Source organism: Corynebacterium sp. KPL1995 (assembly GCF_000477935.1).
In the GTDB taxonomy this organism is placed as follows: Bacteria; Actinomycetota; Actinomycetes; order Mycobacteriales; family Mycobacteriaceae; genus Corynebacterium; species Corynebacterium pseudodiphtheriticum.
The window spans coordinates 394,381-410,346 of sequence record NZ_KI515715.1; the positions used below are offsets into that span (position 1 = coordinate 394,381).

General features: G+C 59.7%; 11 protein-coding genes, 1 tRNA gene and 2 pseudogenes. 7 read left to right on the plus strand and 7 right to left on the minus strand.

All coding sequences use genetic code 11. The features are described from left to right. Positions 1-123 precede the first annotated feature (123 nt). The 4 genes from HMPREF1292_RS01765 to HMPREF1292_RS01780 all read right to left on the minus strand — a co-directional run bounded on the left by HMPREF1292_RS01765 (position 124) and on the right by HMPREF1292_RS01780 (position 4,432). Positions 124-1,479 carry a UDP-glucose/GDP-mannose dehydrogenase family protein gene (locus HMPREF1292_RS01765; RefSeq protein ID WP_023018475.1) on the minus strand — a complete coding sequence of 452 codons (1,356 nt, stop codon included), beginning with the start codon at positions 1,477-1,479 and terminating at the stop codon, positions 124-126. A gap of 40 nt (positions 1,480-1,519) precedes the next feature. After that, on the minus strand, positions 1,520-2,083 hold the full coding sequence (gene dcd / locus HMPREF1292_RS01770) for a dCTP deaminase (protein ID WP_021352870.1): 564 nt from the start codon (positions 2,081-2,083) through the stop codon (positions 1,520-1,522). A 63-nt stretch (positions 2,084-2,146) separates the two neighbouring features. Beyond that, the gene (locus HMPREF1292_RS01775) at positions 2,147-3,832 is read right to left on the minus strand and encodes a VanW family protein (RefSeq protein WP_034644973.1); all 1,686 of its coding nucleotides are present in this window, start codon (positions 3,830-3,832) and stop codon (positions 2,147-2,149) included. A gap of 33 nt (positions 3,833-3,865) precedes the next feature. Then, the gene (locus HMPREF1292_RS01780) at positions 3,866-4,432 is read right to left on the minus strand and encodes a hypothetical protein (protein WP_023018477.1); all 567 of its coding nucleotides are present in this window, start codon (positions 4,430-4,432) and stop codon (positions 3,866-3,868) included. Positions 4,433-4,578: 146 nt separating this feature from the next. Between HMPREF1292_RS01780 and HMPREF1292_RS01785 the strand changes: the two genes are divergently transcribed. From HMPREF1292_RS01785 to HMPREF1292_RS01795, 3 genes are all read left to right on the plus strand, one after another. Next, positions 4,579-5,094 (plus strand): universal stress protein, encoded by a 516-nt coding sequence (locus tag HMPREF1292_RS01785; RefSeq protein ID WP_021352868.1) that lies wholly within the window; start codon positions 4,579-4,581, stop codon positions 5,092-5,094. A 41-nt stretch (positions 5,095-5,135) separates the two neighbouring features. Next, complete coding sequence (locus HMPREF1292_RS01790) at positions 5,136-5,360, plus strand: DUF2613 domain-containing protein (RefSeq protein WP_023018478.1); 225 nt, start codon at positions 5,136-5,138, stop codon at positions 5,358-5,360. A gap of 91 nt (positions 5,361-5,451) precedes the next feature. Further along, on the plus strand, positions 5,452-8,688 hold the full coding sequence (locus HMPREF1292_RS01795) for an alpha-(1->3)-arabinofuranosyltransferase family protein (protein ID WP_084521388.1): 3,237 nt from the start codon (positions 5,452-5,454) through the stop codon (positions 8,686-8,688). Here HMPREF1292_RS01795 and HMPREF1292_RS10610 read toward each other — a convergent pair. Next, complete coding sequence (locus HMPREF1292_RS10610; RefSeq protein WP_023018480.1) at positions 8,595-9,731, minus strand: acyltransferase; 1,137 nt, start codon at positions 9,729-9,731, stop codon at positions 8,595-8,597. The two genes, HMPREF1292_RS01795 and HMPREF1292_RS10610, sit on opposite strands and share 94 nt — an antisense overlap. 121 nt (positions 9,732-9,852) lie before the next feature. Between HMPREF1292_RS10610 and HMPREF1292_RS01800 the strand changes: the two genes are divergently transcribed. The 3 genes from HMPREF1292_RS01800 to HMPREF1292_RS01810 all read left to right on the plus strand — a co-directional run bounded on the left by HMPREF1292_RS01800 (position 9,853) and on the right by HMPREF1292_RS01810 (position 12,910). Continuing rightward, positions 9,853-11,262, plus strand: a complete 1,410-nt coding sequence (locus HMPREF1292_RS01800; RefSeq protein ID WP_023018481.1) for a porin PorA family protein — start codon at positions 9,853-9,855, stop codon at positions 11,260-11,262. A 3-nt stretch (positions 11,263-11,265) separates the two neighbouring features. Beyond that, complete coding sequence (locus HMPREF1292_RS01805; RefSeq protein ID WP_023018482.1) at positions 11,266-12,750, plus strand: hypothetical protein; 1,485 nt, start codon at positions 11,266-11,268, stop codon at positions 12,748-12,750. 71 nt (positions 12,751-12,821) lie between these two features. After that, positions 12,822-12,910: transfer RNA gene (locus tag HMPREF1292_RS01810), tRNA-Ser, on the plus strand. A gap of 129 nt (positions 12,911-13,039) precedes the next feature. Here the strand turns inward: HMPREF1292_RS01810 and HMPREF1292_RS01815 are convergent. Together HMPREF1292_RS01815 and HMPREF1292_RS01820 are read right to left on the minus strand one after the other, a co-directional pair. Continuing rightward, positions 13,040-13,270, minus strand: a pseudogene (locus tag HMPREF1292_RS01815) (IS256 family transposase); the annotation flags it as partial. 10 nt (positions 13,271-13,280) lie between these two features. Then, positions 13,281-14,507 (minus strand): MFS transporter, encoded by a 1,227-nt coding sequence (locus tag HMPREF1292_RS01820; protein ID WP_023018484.1) that lies wholly within the window; start codon positions 14,505-14,507, stop codon positions 13,281-13,283. Positions 14,508-14,639: 132 nt separating this feature from the next. Between HMPREF1292_RS01820 and HMPREF1292_RS01830 the strand changes: the two are divergent. Further along, positions 14,640-15,855: pseudogene (locus HMPREF1292_RS01830) on the plus strand (IS3 family transposase). The last annotated feature ends 111 nt before the right edge of the window (positions 15,856-15,966 follow it).

The window sequence follows — 15,966 nt, forward strand, 5'->3', positions numbered from 1 at the left end:
TTTTAGCCTTTTTCCAACGCCGAGCGCCACCGAAAATCATGTCAGAAACCACCCCATTTCAGGGGTAATTCTTCAAAGGTGCGCGAGTCCCGCCGTTCCTAATTCCTGCAGTGCGGAACTACTTCAGTCGCCACGGCCAAGTGCATGAACCTGCCAACCGGCACCCCGCCAGCGCGCGAGGTCCAACGCATTGCGTGCATCAATCAACACCGGCTCGGCCACCAACTCCGCCGCCCACACCGGGTCCAGTTCCCGGTACTCCCGCCACTCGGTCGCCAGAATCACCAGATCAGCCCCAGCCACACCGTCGGCAAGCGAAGCCGGATATTCTAAGCCCGGATACACCCGACGCGCATTCTCCACTGCCTGCGGGTCACACACCCGCACCCGCGCACCACGCAGCGCCAACTCAGCAGCAACATGCAAGGCCGGGGAATCGCGCACATCATCAGAATTCGGCTTAAACGCCGCCCCCAGCACCGTGATTATCGCGCCCGACAATCCCGGCCGTGCCGACCCCGCAGGCTCTGCCACCTTCGAAGGCTGCGCCACCAGCTCACTGGCCAGCTGCACCACGCGCTGCCGCCGACGGGCATTGATCAACTCCACCTGCCCCAAAAACGCCAGCGCATCACCGGCGCCGCACTCGTCGGCACGCACCCGAAAAGCGCGCAAATCCTTCGGCAAACAGCCACCACCAAAGCCCAGGCCAGCACCCAAATACTGATGCCCTATGCGCTCGTCGTAGCCCAAGGCCTCAGCTACCGCAGCAACATCGCCGCCAACGGCTTCGCAGACCTCTGCGATGGCATTAATAAAACTAATCTTGGTGGCTAAAAAGGCATTCGCTGCAGATTTCACCAGTTCTGCACTCGCCCACGGCATCACCAAAAACGGCGTTCCCCGCTCCAACGGTGCCCGGTACACCTCACGCAGCGTCTCCACGGCGGAGCTGGCAGCTGCCCCCGTTCCCACCACAATCCGGTCCGGGCGCAGCGTATCGGCCACGGCGTGCCCTTCGCGCAAAAACTCAGGATTCCACAAAATATCAACGGTGGCTCGGCTGATATTAGCTGCGCGTTCCTGCAGCCGCGCGGCCGTGCCCACTGGCACCGTAGACTTGCCCACCAGCACGTGTTTACCACGCAACAGCGGCGCCAGCTGGTCGACGACTGTCTCCACCGCACTGGTATCAGCCGCCGGACTATCCGCGCGTTCCGGCGTGCCCACGGCAATAAAATGCAACTGCGCAAACTCCGCAGCCTGCCGGTAATCGCAACTAAACCGCAGTCTCCCCGATTCCACGCCACGGGCAACCAACTCTGCTAACCCCGGTTCATAAAACGGCACACGCTCAGCCTGCAACTGCGCCACGCGCGCGGGCGTAATATCAACGCCGAGCACCTCGTGCCCCGCCTCTGCCATGCACGCAGCATGTGTGAGCCCCAAATAACCCAGGCCAAAAACAGTAAGACGCACGCAACAACCCCAGTTAGAACCGGCCTACAGCGCAGGCCATTTAACGGAAGTTCAAATAGGACTTCGACGGCGTCGGCCCGCGCTGCCCCTGGTACTTTGAGCCCAACGCTCCCGCGCCATACGGTGATTCCGCAGGCGAGGTCATCGCGAACAACGCCAGCTGCCCCACCTTCATGCCTGGCCACAGCGTGATCGGCAAATTCGCCACGTTCGACAGCTCCAGAGTGATGTGCCCGCAAAAACCGGGATCAATAAAACCAGCCGTCGAATGTGTCAGCAAGCCCAGTCGCCCCAGCGAAGATTTACCTTCCAAACGGCCAGCCAGATCTGCGGGCAAGCGGAATTCCTCCAAAGTGGCACCCAACACAAATTCACCGGGGTGCAGCACAAAACCTTCGTCGTCGCCAACTTCGCGCAGCGTAGTCAGGTCTTCCATCTCCAATTTCGGATCAATGTGGGTATAGCGCGAGTTATTAAACACCCGGAAGAACTTGTCCAGCCGCACATCGACGGACGAAGGCTGAATCAGCTCTGGATCGCAGGGGCTAATGCCCAGCCGTTCAGAATCAATGGCGGCACGGATGTCTCGATCAGACAGCAACATAGCAATTATCCTACCTAGCCAGCGCTTGCCGACGCCCGGCAGGTACTGGCTCAAACATTAGCTCTAGCCGCAGGTCACGATTGGCTGCGGATCATAGACGGTGGTCTGAGTATTACGCGATACCTCCGCACCATCCAAGGTACGGATCACCCGGGTATCGGACGTCGTAAAGCCCGGAATGCCGGAGGTCGGTATGCAGTTGGAACCACTGACTTTCTGCTTCGGTGGATTGGTGTGCGCCCAACGACCGCCGCTGATGGATTCCACCTCGTATTCCTTCACGCCCATCAGGCGCACGGTCACGGAACCACCGCCGACGCTCGATTCAATTCGCACCGGGTGGTTGGAATTGTTGCGGAACTTCAGGTCGATCACGCCGTCGTACAGCGTGGCCTCGCGCCCCGCCGGGTAGCGCGAGATGTAGTAGCTGTGCGGAGTGTGTGCGACATCTTCCATGGCCGCAAAATAGGCCGCGTTGTACAAAGTGGTGGCATATTGCGAAATGCCACCACCGACGGCGGTGTCTGCGCGGCCTTCATAAATCACGCCGGATTCCACATAGCCCTGCGCGGCGGTGCGCGAACCGGTGGCCTGGTTGACGGAGAAGGTCTCGCCCGGCGACACGATGGTGCCGTTGAGCGCATTGGAGATCACCGAAATATTCGTACCCGAGGCTGGGGAATAACCGCTGGTGGTGAACTCACCGACCACCTGGTCAAAAGTCGAGGCCTCAGCATCCGCGGTGGTAAACGTCGCTGGCTGGTCTTCATAGGTGGCATCCCACTCGCGGTCATCACCCAACACGCGCTCGGCGAAACCGGCCATGGTCTGTTCCCAGTCAATGACTTCCCCATCCACGTGCGGGGTAACCTGCCGCTGGCCACCAGACATGGACAAGCGAGCATTTTTCATCGGGCGTTCGGATTCCGCCAGGCCTTCGCCCAGGATGTCCCGGGCCTTGGACTCGTCGACACGTGGCTCCAAGTGCCCTTCGTGGGCTTCAAAATGCACGAACTCGCCGATGCGCGCGGGTTCAATCGTGCCCGTAATATTCTCGCGGCCGTGCACCTTCAGCGGGCCGGAGACAGCTTTGGCGGCAAGGCCTTCGGCGATCGCATCCACCTGATCCTGGTTAATCACCGGCTCAATCTCATTCGGCTCTACCGCGATGCCTTCCGGATCCAACCAGGAGCTCGCAACCTCTTCTTGCAGCTGTGCGCGATCAACTTCCTGGCCTGGTACGGCATCACGCGGTTCCACGTTGCCGGCTTCCAGGAATACCGCGCCATCTTCGGGGTCCCGGTGCAGCTCGCCGACCATGCGGTCTAGCTCTGGGTTCAGCGCGGCCGGATCCTCGGCGGTTTGCACGTCCACTTCTTTCGTCGTACGGAAGAAGCTGGCCAGGCGCACAAGTGGGTTCATCGACTCATCGGGAATAGCGGCAATCGTGCCTTCCAAGTCCAGGCGCAGCCCTGCCTGCGCTGGCACGAATTCCGTGGTTTTTTCGCCCGCAGCAACACGCACGGGTTCGTTTTCTGCCTCGCGGAGTTCGTCGTCAAGCTTGGCCAAAGCATCCTCGCGCTCCAGGGAGGAAATATCGACGCCACCCACGGACGTCGCACGCGGGATTTTGCCCTGATTCGTGGAGACATCAATGGCGTAGGCAATGCCAGCAATGACGAAAAGCCCGACGAAGACGCCGAGCACAATCGCCACACCTTTGAAACTTCTCGATTTCGCCGAATTCACGCTTTATAGACTAACCGCTCACACAGCTTGGTACTAGTTACGGGCGGATTCTTCAGATTCTGCTCCATTATGCGCACTGTTACCCCGTTTCTTCTTTTTCTCTCGACGCGGGCCGATAAACCACCACACCGGCACGATAGATACGGCGACGAATACCCAATAGATCAACCAAAACGAGCCCTGTAATCCTGTAACCGCAATGCCTACCCCGAGCAAAACAATACTGATCAGGGAGCCTATACACGCCCGTTTCCAGGTAGTCATGGCTGATTCAGTAGTGCGCATGTCTGCATTGGTAGTGCTGTTCTCGTCGGTACCAAACCGGCGAGCAAAGCGTATATCCATGGCTCGGATGATCGTCGGCCCGAGGGTAATTGAATACCCGATATATAAAGCAGACAGGCCATGCGCGAAATTCGAAGAATGTGTAGAGCTTAAGTCGATATAAGTGAGGGCCAGCAGGACAAGATCGACGATCGGAGTGGCTATGAGCAGTGCTGCACCAACGCGCGGGGCCCGCAACGCATATCGTGTCAGCAGTCCTGCTACAAGCAGAACCCAGAATAAAACCTCGGCTACAACAATTGCGATGAATATCAAGCTACTGGCCTCCAACTTCGTATCCCCTACATGGTCAACTATATGGATGCTCCATGCAGATTTGGGGTCGCCCGCAAAAAGTGGCCAGTTAATTAAACGAATTTGGGGCTAACCTCTCGCCCGCAACGCTATTAGGATAGAAGGCTATGAGTTCCGATTCCCGCGAACAGACCATGCTGATTGCCTACGACGGCTCCGAAAACGCCGACCGTGCGCTCGAATACGCTGCCAAGTTGCTTAAACCCGGCACCGTGCAAATCTTGACTGCGTGGGAGCCGATCGCCCGCCAGCAAGCCCGCGCTGCCTCGCGCACCGGCATGCATCAGGCGACGATGACCTCCGATAATCTGGAAGACGATCCCGCCTACGCCGAAGCCGTGCAAGTGTGCCGCCAGGGCATCGCTGCAGCTGAAAAGCTCGGCATGTACGGCAAGGCGCACCTGGTGGAATCGGCCACGACCATCGCCTCGGCCATCGTGGATGCGGCCCAAGAGCTCGACGTCGACGTGATTATCACCGGCACCCGCGCGCTGACCGGATTCCGCGCGCTGTGGTCGCAGTCGACGGCGGAAACAATCGTGAAAAACGCCGGGGTTCCGGTGCTGGTCGTGCCACCGGAAAACGAGGACGACGATCCGGAATACTTCACCAGAGACGACTAAATTAAGGGATGATTCATCCCCAGGATTAAGGACAATTATTTATGGCCGCTGATTCTTCTCGCTCGCTCAACCGGCAGTCGCCAAACCGGCAGTCGCTGAACCGCCGCAGCCTGGGCCCGGCTCTGGGCAGCGCTGTCGTCGGCGTCGCACTGGGCGTCGTCGCGATTTTGGGCATCGCGCAGTTTTCCGGCCAAGACACCATCTCTGGTACCACCCCGCCGGATGATGCCCTGTTAGGTGGTGCCGAATACGGCTCACGTGAGTAGGCCTGCTGTGCGCGCCCGCCTGCGCATTCGCGCCCACGCCACTCACCCACTTAACACCCACGCCATTGTGTGGCTGGTGCTGGCCACCGCGATGTTTGCCCAGCCTGTCGGGCTTATCGCCGCGGATACTAAACACGATCTCACGGCTGATCCCGCCGGTTTTCTGGCCGCGGCCACCCACGCCTGGACGGATGTCTTCCCGCTGGGGCAGCTGCAAAACCAGGCGTATGGCTACCTGTTCCCGCAGGGCCTGTTTTTCCTGCTTGCCGACGCCATCCCGGACTGGCTGCTTCCCGCCTGGGTGGCGCAACGGCTGTGGTGGACCATCGTCGCAGGGGTTGGTTTTTCCGGTTTTTATCGGCTCTGCCAGTGTGTTGTTCCTGGTTCTGGCCGCTCCACCACGGCGTCGGCAAGCATCCGCGCTTTTCAGATCATCGCTGCGCTGCTGTTTGCGCTGTCGCCGCGCACACTCACCACACTGACCGCAATTTCTTCCGAGGCCTGGCCGGTCATGCTCGCCCCCTGGGTGCTGGTGCCGCTGTTGCGCACAGACAAAATCACGGGCCGGGATATCGCCGCGGCCACCATCCCCATCGCGCTGATGGGGGCCGTCAACGCCACCGCAACGCTAGCCGCCTGCATCCCGGCTGGCCTGGTGATTCTGTGGCGTCGGCAAGGCTGGCTGCTGATCCCGGCCGCGGTCGCTGTGAGCGCCTGGTGGATCGGCCCGCTGCTGGTGTTGGGCAAGTATTCCCCACCGTTTACGGATTTCATCGAATCGTCCTATGTGACCACACGCTGGCTGAACCTACTGGAGATTCTGCGCGGCACCACTCACTGGACGCCGTTTGCCGATACTGAGCGCGAGGCCGGGTATTTGTTGGTCTCGCAGCCGGTGTTTGTGCTGGTTACGGTAGCGATTGCAGCGTGTGGTCTGGCGGGCTTGGCGTTGAGTGCTCAAGGCGCACAGGGCTCCACGCCTGGCACCCGCCTGCGCTACCACGGGCTGTGGTTGGTGATGCTGCTGGTGGGCATCGCGATCCTGGCTGCACCGTACGGGCAGCTGCTGGACGACGTCCTGGCTCCGCTGCGTAACCTGCACAAATTCGACCCGCTGGTGCGCATCCCGCTACTGCTCGGCGTGGCACACCTGGGCACTGTGCTGGAGATGCCGCGCCTTAAGCATCCGTTGACCCGGCGCGCGGCCGCAGGACTGGGCGTGGCGGTGATCGCGCTGCTGTCGGTGGCTCCGGTGTGGTCGGGCCGGTTACTGCCGACGGGTGCGTACCGCGAGGTGCCGGAATATTGGCACCAGGCTGCGGATTTCCTCAATGACAACGTCGACACGCGTACCCTGCTGGTTCCAGAAACCTCGTTTGCCCGGCAGGAATGGGGTTGGACCCGCGATGAGCCCGCCCAGCCGTTGTTGGATGTGCCGTGGGCGGTGCGTGATGCGGTGCCGCTGTTGCCGCCGGAGGCGATTCGTGGGCTGGATGGGGTGCTCGCCACGCTGGATCGCTCGGTGGATCCGTTGTTGCGTTTGGGAATCGGTGCGGTGCTGGTGCGCCATGATTTGGATTCTCCCGTCCAGCGGGAGCGTGCCGACGAGCTTGCCGACGCCTTGGACCGCTGGGCGCAGCGCCATGATTTCGGGGAGGTCTCGGTGTTTGTTGTGGATGCGCAGCGGGATATGCACATCGCGCATGATCCGGTCACGGTGGCCGGAGGCGGCGAGGCGCTGGCGGTGTTGGATGCTATCGATGGCCCGGCTCCGCGCCGATTGGTGGACCATGCGGGTGCGGGGGCGGCGACGGAAGGGTCTGGTGCCGAGATCGTCACCGATACCCCACTGCTGGTCGACCGTAATTTCGGCACCCTGCAGGGGGCTGTCTCTGGCCCGCTGGCCAGCCCGGATGAGGCCACCACGAAGCACCCGAGTGTTGATTACCCGAGCGTCGCCACGCCGCTGCCGGTGCGTACCCGCGGTGATGTGCAACTGCAGGCCTCGTCTTCGGCCGCAGATGCCACCGCTTTTGGGGGCGCGGATCCGGCGCGCTCGATCAACGCGGCGGTCGATGGTACGGACCAAGCCTGGTTGCCAGCCCCGGGAGATCCGGGAGCGTTGCAGCTCCGCAGCACCGACGGGATGTTCCACGCGCCGGAATTACATCTGACCACCACGGAGGATGCACGCCTGCGGGTACTGGCTTTTGCTGATTCGCGTCCCAGCGACAAGCCGATCCACACCATCACCGTGGAAACTGCAGCCGGCGAAGATACCCGCGTTGCTTTCCCGGATGATCTCCGTGCCAGCCACATAGAAGTCCAGCTCAATCCGGAAACCCGCACCGGGGTCTCCGATATCCACCTGGCTGGCCATGAGTTGTCGCGCCTGGTGCACGTCCCAGCTACCGCGAATGCTCGGCAGTTCGTCTTCCAGCGCCTGGCGGTGGATACGGGTGTTGTGCAACGCAGTTTCGAGGTTCCGCGCACAATGCAGCTGGAGATCCGAACCGACGATGAGCAGCCGGTCACCATCGACGGCACGGAATATTCCGCAGGTGAAACGGTGGAACTATCCGGCACGCACACCATATCTACTGCGGCCGCGTGGGTCAGCCTGCGCGAGCCTGGCTTTGCCCCGACCGCGCGTTATGAGCCTGTCGCTGGCCGCACGGTGCCGGGTGCTGCAGACGCTGACGATGCTGTAGGCGAGGGCCGCCTGCTCGTCACCGGACGCGCGTTCAATGAGGGTTTACGCGGCGAGCTTGTCGACGCCTCCGGCACTGTCACCGAGTTGCAACCTACCAGCATTGATGCCGCTACCCAGGCATTTGTGCTGCCCGCAGGCGCATCCGGCGAGTTTCGCATGAGTTTTGCCGGTGAGGCTGCGTACCGCACGACCTTATTTGTGGGTGCGGCGGTATCGCTGGTGACCTTAGCCGCGCTGGTGTTGTTCCCGCTCGCACGCCCGACGGCCAACACCCAATTCGCAGCAGCGCGACGTCGGCACGCGCGACGCTTACTAGCCACAGAACCCACACTGCCTGCCTGGGCATTCCCGGTGGCTGCCGTTGCGGTCTCGGGTGCGGTGGTGGGCCCAGCAGGGGCGGTCTCAGCAGCTGCGGCGTGGGCAATCACGCGCTGGACGACGATCCGCCCGGTGGTTTTAGCACCAGCATTGCTGGGGATTTGCGGGTTGTGGTTGGCGCGCGCACCGTGGCCGGATGTGCATTATGCCGGTGATAGTTTGCTCGTGGCGTGTTTGGCTGCCGGTGCGGTGGCCTGCCTGAGCCAAAGCCGGGCTGGTTCTTCTACCAAGGTGTAGCTGATAGCCGCGACCGCTACAGAAAGCCCCAGGGTGAGAGCCAGAATGCTGACAAAACCGCCGCTAAACATCTCGATTCCTGCCAGCGGGAAGGCGATGGACAGCACCGCCACATGCCACAGGAACAGCGAATAAGACCAGCGCCCCACAGCTTGCACCGGTTGGCTCAGCAGCAGGCCAGATTGGGTAGGCCGCAGCGCATAAGGCACCACGATGCACGCCGCAAAGACAGTACCCAGACTGATGCGGATGGCGAATTCCAGTGGGCTCGGATGCGTAAGGCCACGCGGGCTGATAGCTTCCCAACTGGCCAAGAATAAACAAGCAGTGGCTAGCACCCAAAACAGCGGTTTCATGCCCAGGATGCGTCGTACCACACCTGGGCGCTTGGCGACGCCCGCCGATTCCGCCTCGGCAGCCAGCATGCCGACGACGAACCACAGAGTATAGGCCGGTGGCCAAATCTGCCGGTTCACACTCGCCGCCCAACTAGCGCCGTCGCTACCGTCGAAACCGGCCACAAACGGCAAAAAAGCCCAGCCCAAACTCATGACCCCCACCACGCACAGCGCGAGTACTCGCGTGCGGGCCTGCCAGCGCAAAAGCACCCAGGCGATCAGTGGCAGCGTAAAATAAAAAGCGAATTCCACGCACAGCGACCACAAATGTGTCAGGCCTGGTGCCAGCCCATCGGGAATATAGATCTGAGTGGCGGTCAGGTTAGCGAGTAGTTGTTGCCAGCTCATGGTACTAGCCGCTGGCAACGCCAAGGCCACCACCGCAACGCAGACGAGGTAAGCGGGTAATACGCGCGCGGCACGCTTGCGTAAAAAACCGGGGCCGATCGGCCTGCGCCACAGCAAAAATGCGGAGAGCGCAAAGAACACGGCTACAAAGTAATCAAAACGTTCCAGCACCACTGGCCCAGAAGCAGTCTGAAAATGCACGTGGGTGATCAGCACCCCGACGGCTGCAAGCGCACGAATGCCTTCTAGGCAGTCAATGCGCTGCGGAACCGATGCGGAGACACTGGTGGCGACCATGCGCTCAGGCTAGCAGGCACGTCTTGCAGTTCGCGTGCTGAGGAAACCTATTAGTTTGGGCCTCAGCTTAGCTTGGGCCTCAGCCCTCAGAAGTTAACGCCGCAGGTATACTGCTAGCACTATGTTCCGTCGTGTCACGTTAACGGTGGCCGCTGCTGCTGCCTCACTAGTGGTTGGCGCCGCCGCTCCGCCGCTGGTAATGGCCTTCCACGATTCTTGGCCAGAAGGCACCACGGTGCACACGCGCACAGAAGACGCGGAAACCCAGCTGCTAGACACGGCGGAATTTGCTGCGGCAACCAACAGCGCCAGAGCTGGCAAGCCGCTTCCCCGCCCCGCCGATTGCCCGGAAGCGACACCAACTTTTTCGTGCTATATCAGCACCACTACCACGCATGTCGACAGTGAAATCACGCTGCTGCGCACCACGCAGGATGCGGACGATCCAGCACGCCGTTCGGAAATTACAGCACGCCACACGCTGCTTGCCAACGACGGCGCAGGCTCATCCACAAGCGACGACGCCACCAGCGCGCGCCCTGTCGGTCACGCTGATAACGACGTGACCATCAACCGCGAATCCGCCATCGGCATCCCTGACCCTACCTCGCGCGTGCGGTTTTATGATGACGGTAGAAACGACAACGCAGACACCCCCGTCGTCGACACGGGCCTGTTTGCCCGCCCAGGCATTTACTATGCCTTCGAACCGGATACGCAGAAGCGTTCCTACAATTTCTTCGATCTGTTCACCCAAGAACCGCTTCCCATCGACTTCGCCGACACCATCGAGCAGGGCGAGGATGAAGATGGTGCTGTCACCGCAGAGTTTTACGAATACCGCCACACCATTACGGCCCATCCACTGCAAAATTCCTTGCTGCGCGCGTATTCACAGCCGCAAGATTTGCTCAGCCCACCCACCCCGGTCTCGGCGCTGTCACCGAAAATCCTCGACGAGCCAGCCGCACAGCTTTTCGACGCCATGGAGATCACCGGCCCCGCCACGGATTTTTATACCGCCGATGAGCTTGCCGACGAGCGCATCACCGGCGATCTTTCCGCCGCGGATACCGTGACCATGCGCCCCTATTATTCTGTGGACCGCTTGGTGTGGGTAGAACCGATCACTGGGCAGATCGTCAACCGCGATGAACACTACGAGGTTTTTCTCGCTGCCGATGGCGCTCCGGCGCAGCCAGCCCCGGAGCGCACTGTGTTGTCCACGCACGCGAAATATGATTCCGCCTCCCGCGAGGAAGCACAAGACCTGGCCAGCAAGACGGTGCGCGTGGTGGAACGTTGGGAGGCCATTGGTTTTCTGGCCACTGCCCTCGGCATCATCCTGCTGGCAGCTGCCGTGTGGATGATCTGGCGGCACCGGCACAGCCAGAAGCGCGCCTACGCTAACCATTCCGGCATCGGTCACCCCGACACCGACCACCCCGACACCAACCACACCGACAACGGCCACCCCGGCACCAATCCCAGCGCCAGCAACCACACCGACACTGACCCCAGCGCCGGCTAGCACATGAACACACGCCTGCTGATCCTCGGGTTGTGGGCCAGCCTGCTGGTTGGCGCTCTCACCTGGCCATTTTTCGCAGCTGGCGAACTAGCCTGGCGGGATATGCTCGTGCTGGATTCACCAGCTCTGTCGCCCTCGGCCTTTGGTTTTGGGGATCTGCCCGCGCGCAATGCCCCACAAGATGGCGTGTTGGCGATCCTCGGGGTCGTGTTTCCGGCCTCGTGGATAGTCCGGGTCTTGCTGATCGGTGGCGCGGCAGCCGCTGCGTATGCCGGGGCGCTCCTGGCACACAACCGCTCTGCCTCACTGCCCGCGCAGTTGACGGCAATGACCATCGCGGTGGCCAACCCGTTCGTCGTCGAGCGCTTATTGCAAGGCCAGTGGTCGTTGGTGTTGGCAGCCTGGCTGCTACCGGTCATCGTCGCTCTGCGCACCCATCTGGTCTGGGTGTTGGTGGCGGTGCTGCTGTCCTCGCTCACACCCACCGGCGCACTGTTTGCCACGCTCACTGCGTTATTCGTCGTACGTGGCTGGCGTTCGCGCGTGCTCACGCTGGTGGTTGCAGGCTTGGCCAGCCTGCCGTGGCTGGTGCCATCGTTGCAGGATATCCCGCATGCCGCCACGAGTAGTTATTTTGCCTTTGGCCCGCGGGCAGAAACCTACGTCGGCACGCTGGGTTCACTACTGGGCTTGGGAGGAATATGGAATGGGCAGGCGGTGCCGGCGTCAAGGTCGGCAGGGTTTGCGATTTTCGGGGTGGTGTTGTTTGCCGTGCTGTGGCTGGGCCGTCGCGCGGTGCCGCGTGCGGTGTTGGCGTTGGCGGTGCTGGGTCTCGGGGGTGCGTTGGTGGGCTGGCTGGCCCCGGAGCTGTTGTCTGCGGTTGATCCGGGAGTGTTGCGGGATTCGCAGAAGCTGGTGATGTTGGCGATTCCCGCGTATTGCTGCGCTGCCGCTGGTGTGCCGCGGTTGTGGGCGCTGCTTGCGCTGTTCTGCGCTGTGCTGCAGGTCATCGATGCTCCCGCGGAGGTCTCAGTGCTGGCCCCGCGGGAGGTCACCGCCGGGCTGGATCAAAATTTATTGCAGCGTGCCGACGGCCGCACGGTGTTTTTGCCGGATGCCCCGACGGTGGTTTCTGCGCCGGGTTGGGTGAGCATCAACCCATATACGAAGGCCTTGCCGGTGGTTCATTCCGGAGAGCTGGAGGTCGACGGCGCGCTCGTCGACAAGCCATCGCGACGCTATATCCTGGCACAACAGGCGTGGGAGGCTGGCGATCACGAGCGCCTGCGCAGCTTGGGCATTGCTGTGGTCTACGCCGACGGTGTGATCACGGAAACGGGTGCTGGGCCAGAACCGGTGCCGTGGGGGTGGCATGCCGGTTGGTTTGCTACCTGGTTGCTGGTGTTGTGGTGGCAGCTGCGAAGCCGCTCAGCACGGAAAACGCGCGAGGCGAGGAAAACTCACAAAGCGCAGAAGACTCGCAGGTGAAAGCGCTGAAGTTGCCTGAATTCTTCCCGGTTTTGCGTTCTAGCAATCTACTGTTAGACTTAGTTCTCGCTGGAGGATTCGACTAGCGGCCTATGTCACACGCCTGGAACGCGTGCGGGTTTCACAACCCTCGTGGGTTCAAATCCCACATCCTCCGCCAATGTGAAGTCTCGAGACATCGTTCCTATTTCGGTGTCTCGAGATTTTTCTTTTTCACACCACAGCCCGGGCCTCAACGACGGGGGGTTAAACGCCAAAAAGTGTGTTTTTACGGCGTGTCGCCGATTGTCTAGATCTGGCCTTTCCGGATACCGATTGAATGTGTGTATTCAACATCGATACCCTGGTCGTAGAAGGCTGGCTGACCAGGTAGCTGGTTGGTGTGGTTTTCTTTGTGGATCAAGGCGTTGACTTTGGCGAGTTGGTCTTGACCCCAGTTGCACTGCCTGGCGATCTCTAGTGGGTCGTCAGGTAGTTCGGTTTTGAGGTATAGCCACCAATCGATCATGCGGCGTTTTTTGAATAGTGCTTTACTTTCTCGTGGGAACTCTAAATTTTCCGCCCCCTCCGATAAGTGAAATGGCTACAAACGCCAGACCGAGAACCAGCTGCGGGGCAGCCACAAAAGCCAACACGGAGCGGAAGGAAGTAGCCTCGAAAGAATTGGCTACCGCCGCATACACAGCACCTGACATCATCTGAATGAAGAAAAACAGCCCCGTGGAGACTCCCGGCAAAAGAAACGGTAAAGCGAGTTGCCCATTTTGGCTATACGGGATAGTCGCCCCCACCCCAATGAATTGGGTACACAAGATTGCAATCACGACCCACGCAGGAAGTACCGGAGCGACCAAGCCCACCAAGAGAACCGCCAAGGCGACCAGACCGGAAACCATGATCGACGTATGTGCAAATTTGGTCGGGTTGGCGGTGTGCTTTATCAAATAACTTCCAAACCAATACCCTACTGCAGGCCATAGCATCAACACTCCATAGGAGATTCCCGTAATCCCATAGTTGGTTTCGAAGAAACCTGGAGATAGAGCCAAAAAGCCAAAATAGCTCATCCACACCAGGGCGAGCGCTGCCGAATACCATAAATACGAAAGGTTTGAGAGCGAAGCTCCGATGGACGATAGGGTCGAAGCCAAGGAAGGTAAAGAGGGCTCGTCGGCTTTCGCCGAACCCAAAAACCCGAGGCACAACAAGGACAGGGTAATCCCCAGGACGGCTAGCACCACAAAAATGGCTCGCCAAGGAAAAAAGAGGGAGGCCACTCCCCCTAGAAGGGGAGCTAGAGCAGGAGTGAGCGAAATGACCATAGTCAGGTTAGCTAAAGGTGCAATTCTGAACGCTGGATCAATACGTCTACGAATAATTAGACGGCAAAGAACAGTCGCCGATGTCCCTCCCAGGGCTTGAAGGAGTCGCCCTGCAGACAGCGGGAAGATGGACTGGGAGAACGCACAGAGTATCGAACCAATACTGAACACAATTAATCCGAAAGCTTGAAGCTTGACCGCGTCGTATTTTTCGGCCAAAAACCCGCCCACAAACATACTGAGCGCATATCCGGCCATGTATATCGTCGTTGTCCATTGGAGCTGTGCCACATTGACGTTCAAGTCCGAGGCCATGCGAGCGAACGACGGCGTGATTACGCTTAACCCCAATTGCGGAGCCATAACCACTAGCAAGAGAGTAATCATAGCCCCGGAGGAAAATTTCTTAGAGAAACTGCTATTTCCGTTAGACACGGGAAGCCCCCTTGCCTGCAGCAAGGGCGCACGCGATGCTTTGCGCGCGATTCCGAATCTTTGTCATAGCGCTGAGGTTACCCTCGTTTAGTGGACACCCTATTAGTACGGATCTTGTGTCCGTAGGAGAGGATGTTCATTGTGAGTTCGTCAAGGAAAAACTACACCCCGGAGTACCGACATGAGGCCGCCAGACTGGTCATTGAGTCCGGGCGCCCAATCGCTCATGTAGCTCAAGGAAACCGGTGTAGCCGAAGGCCTTGTGGGCAAATGGGTCAAGCTTGAACGAGAACGTCAAGGTTTTGCTGATGGCCGCAATGATGCCGATATACGAGCCGAAAACGCTCGCCTGCGTCGTGAGTTAGCTGAGGCCAAGATGGATAATGAGTTCTTGTCAAAAGCCACCGCCTTCTTCGTGGCGTCGCAACGCGATCGGAAAAATTTGAGCTAATACAGCCAGAGCAAGGCGAATTACAGCATCAAATGCATGAGCAGACTAGTGCAGGTTTCTCGCTCTGGCTACTATAAATGGGAAAAGGCTCAAGCAGTACGGGATCGTGGTGAAAATCAGCGTCAGAGATTCCTCGACCAGTTGGACAAGCGTATTCATGACATCTGGGAGGATTCTGACGAAGTCTACGGTGCCCCACGTATTACCGCAGAACTCGCTGAGGATGGGGTCTATGTGAATCGCAAAACCGTGGCCAAGCGTATGCGGATGATGGGTATTGAGGGCATCTCGCCCAGGGCGTTTGTTCCGGTGACTACGATTCAATCCAAGCACAAGTCCACGCTTGCCGACCTGGTGAAACGGCTATTTGATCAAGGTCAGCTCAACCGGGTGTGGATGTCGGATATTACCTATCTACGCACGAATAAGGGCTGGCTGTACCTGTGCGTTATCCGCGACGGGCACTCCCGCCGAGTCCTAGGCTGGCCCATGGATAGTGTGCAAGATTCTTATCTGGTTGAACGCGCATTGCGTATGGCTCATGCCTTGCGTGGTGAAGTACCCGACGGTGTGGTCTTCCACGCGGATCGTGGTACCCAGTTCACAAGCGAGAAGTTGTGGCAGGTCTGCCAAGAACTAGGGATTGCGCAATCGGTCGGCCGGACTGGTGTGTGCTTTGATAACGCGATGTCAGAATCATTTTGGTCGACATTGAAGACCGAATTTTACGATCGGAAGAAATGGGCTTCGCGTGATGCAGCCCGGAAGGCGGTGGCTCGCTGGATTGAGATTGTCTACAATCGGCGCCGTCGACATTCGTCTATCGGGATGATCAGCCCTGTCGATTTCGAGGCTCGGATCGCTGATCAAGCTGACAAAAAGAAAGCCGCTGCTTAACCACTAAGCAGCTTAACTACGTGTCCACCACTTGCGGGCATCCCCAGGTATGAGTATCGCACGTTATCGCATGGCTGCGGTAGCGTGAGGTTAAAAGTGTCTAACAAAACG

Coding starts and splice junctions, on each gene's coding strand:
- HMPREF1292_RS10610 (WP_023018480.1), bottom strand. CDS start 9,731: ATGGTCGCCACCAGTGTCTCCGCATCGGTTCCGCAGCGCATTGACTGC.
- HMPREF1292_RS01800 (WP_023018481.1), top strand. CDS start 9,853: ATGTTCCGTCGTGTCACGTTAACGGTGGCCGCTGCTGCTGCCTCACTA.
- HMPREF1292_RS01795 (WP_084521388.1), top strand. CDS start 5,452: ATGTTTGCCCAGCCTGTCGGGCTTATCGCCGCGGATACTAAACACGAT.
- dcd (WP_021352870.1), bottom strand. CDS start 2,083: ATGTTGCTGTCTGATCGAGACATCCGTGCCGCCATTGATTCTGAACGG.
- HMPREF1292_RS01785 (WP_021352868.1), top strand. CDS start 4,579: ATGAGTTCCGATTCCCGCGAACAGACCATGCTGATTGCCTACGACGGC.
- HMPREF1292_RS01805 (WP_023018482.1), top strand. CDS start 11,266: ATGAACACACGCCTGCTGATCCTCGGGTTGTGGGCCAGCCTGCTGGTT.
- HMPREF1292_RS01790 (WP_023018478.1), top strand. CDS start 5,136: ATGGCCGCTGATTCTTCTCGCTCGCTCAACCGGCAGTCGCCAAACCGG.